Raw genomic sequence first — 2,658 nt, forward strand, 5'->3', positions numbered from 1 at the left:
ATAGGAACGTTAACTCTTAGAGTACCTAGAACAAGAGATGGTAGATTCTCGACAGAAGTCTTTGAAAGATACCAAAGAAATGAAAAAGCACTACTTGCAACCATGCTAGAAATGTACGTCCAAGGAGTATCAACAAGAAAAGTATCCAAAGTAATAGAAAATATGTGCGGCAAGACATATTCTAAATCCTTTGTATCATCCCTAACTAAAGAACTTGACGAAGAAGTAAAACTATGGAGAAATAGCGACCTAAGTGCTACTATGTATCCCTACATAATGGTAGATGTAGTATATATAAAAGTAAGGGAAAACAATCGTGTAGTATCAAAGGCCTGTCATATTGCAATAGGAATAAATGAAAAAGGAAATAGAGAAATAATAGGCTTAGACTTAAGCTCTAGCGAGAGTGAATACTCCTGATCAAACTTCTTTGAATATTTAAAATCTAGAGGACTATCTGGACTTAAAATGGTAATATCAGATGCTCACAAAGGCCTAGTAAAAGCAATAAAAGAAACATTCATAAATGTAATATGGCAAAGATGTCAGGTACATTTCTTAAGAAATATCCTATCAAAAGCGCCAAAGAAAAACACTGAAGAATTTAGAACTGATATCAAAGCATTATTTAAAATCCAAGATATCTACTTGGCAAGAAAAATGAAAGATGAAATATTCTTAAAATATGAAACCGAAAAGAAATTTCAAAACTCCTTAAACACCTTAGATGAAGGATTTGAAGATGCTTTTTCATATCTAGCTAACGATGTTATTCATAGCAGACTTAGGTCAACAAATTGCTTAGAAAGATTAAATCAAGAAGTTAGAAGGCGAGAAAAAGTCGTTAGAATATTTCCTAATGAAGATTCAGCCATGCGTCTAATAGGCGCAATCCTCATTGATATCAATGAGGATTGGATAACATCTTCTAAATTGTATGTTAGAATGAAATAGTAAATATTGTGCTAGTTTAATTTACACAATATTATGGACTTGACTTATAATTTATAATATTGTCAAGAAAATAATTTATCGAATAATTATTTATATTTTCCAATTATCTAATTCACTTAGACAGAATACAACAAATTCATAATTCTACTAACGATATTTTATAGTTCAAGGACTTTCTATGGATATTATTTCTCTTAACAAGTCATTTGAATTTTCATTCAATCTTTCTTAACTTAAACAGCAAATTCAGTAAGAATGAATTACTGCTTACCCATGAATAGGTTTATCAGATCCTGTTAGTAAATATGATTATTCGTACACTAATAGTTTCTTTAGTTCCCTAAATTTCTGACTGAATTAATCACAGACTACCTTCTTGCTACTTAATGTTCAGTTCGTGAATACATTCATTTTTTATACGTTTAAATCTATAACATGATCAAATTTATCTAACTCCCTAGAATCATGTGTTACAACTATCCATAATTTCTCGCTGTTTTTTAGTAAATTAAAAAATACAGTTTTTGATTCATCATCTAGCGCAGAAGTCGGTTCATCAGCAATAATAATGTCGGCATCTTTGTTCAAAGCTCTGATAATAGAAAGTTTCTGAAGCTCTCCACCTGATAGATTAGTTATAGTCTCATATTTATTAATATAATCTATGTTGAAATCTCGAAGACTATCTATGACATCTTCATTTATATTGTAATTGAAATTTTCTGATAAAGTCCCAGAGAACAAAAAAGATGACTGAGGTATATATGAAACTCTATCAAATATTAATTTCTCTGAAATCTCCTTATACTCTATATCTTCTATGTTTATAGTTCCTTTATAAGTTTTGTATAGACCTGCTAAAATCTTTAACAAAGTAGATTTCCCGCTGCCGTTTTTACCTACAATAGCGTAAGATTTTCCCATTGAAAATTCCATATTGAAATTATCAATAGTAGTTTTTTTTGCTGCCTCATATGTAAAACTCAAATCATTAACAGATATTCTTTTAATTTCCCCTTTAATTGATTTTCCTTTTGGATTTTTGCTGTCCATTATAGACTTAATTCTTTTAATAATGCTATCACATGCTTTAATCTGAGTAAATGCACCTGTAATAGAGACAATAGGCTCAAAAGAGTAACCAATTAATTCTATACTAGCTATCATTAATCCTATGGAAAGCTGTTCCTTATATATCAACCAGACCCCCAAAGCATAACCTATCAAATGTATTAACAAGGTTGACTTCATTATGGTTCCATTAGCTACTTGTGCTAAGTTCATTCTACTTTCTCTTGCTATTTCTTGATAATCTATTTTCATCTTCATCTTATTAATCACCATTCCACTAAGTTTAAAAAACTTCATAATCGCAAATCCATTGGCAAATTCATTTAAGCTGTCGCTCATTTCTTTTACCCTTTCTAAATAAGTATTATTTGAATGTTCTATTTTCTTTGAGAAAGTTATTGTGACCAATGAACTGATTAATACTAAACCTACTAGCAAAATAATAAACAACTTATGAATTTGAAGTAGACTTATCAAAGATAAAGTTAATAGCGACAGATTAGTAATAATATCTAGGATTGACCTTAAATAGTCGCTTTCTATAATATCAAGATCCTTAAGAAAAAAACTATTTATACCTAGCTTCTGTTCTCTTAAAAAGTTCTCATACATTTGCTCATACCAACCAGTTAC

Annotated in this window: 1 protein-coding gene and 1 pseudogene; one reads left to right on the plus strand and one right to left on the minus strand. The window is 29.8% G+C overall.

Going from position 1 to position 2,658, the window contains the following annotated elements:
* Positions 1–954, plus strand: a pseudogene (locus tag MRZ08_RS07045) (IS256 family transposase); the annotation flags it as partial.
* Between the two features lie 414 nt (positions 955–1,368).
* On the opposite strand, the gene MRZ08_RS07050 reads toward MRZ08_RS07045, so the two are convergent.
* A partial coding sequence (locus MRZ08_RS07050; protein WP_297381036.1) for an ABC transporter ATP-binding protein occupies positions 1,369–2,658 on the minus strand: 1,290 nt, incomplete at its 5' end.

It is taken from the genome of Anaerococcus sp. (genome assembly GCF_022770135.1).
Lineage (GTDB): Bacteria > Bacillota > Clostridia > Tissierellales > Peptoniphilaceae > Anaerococcus.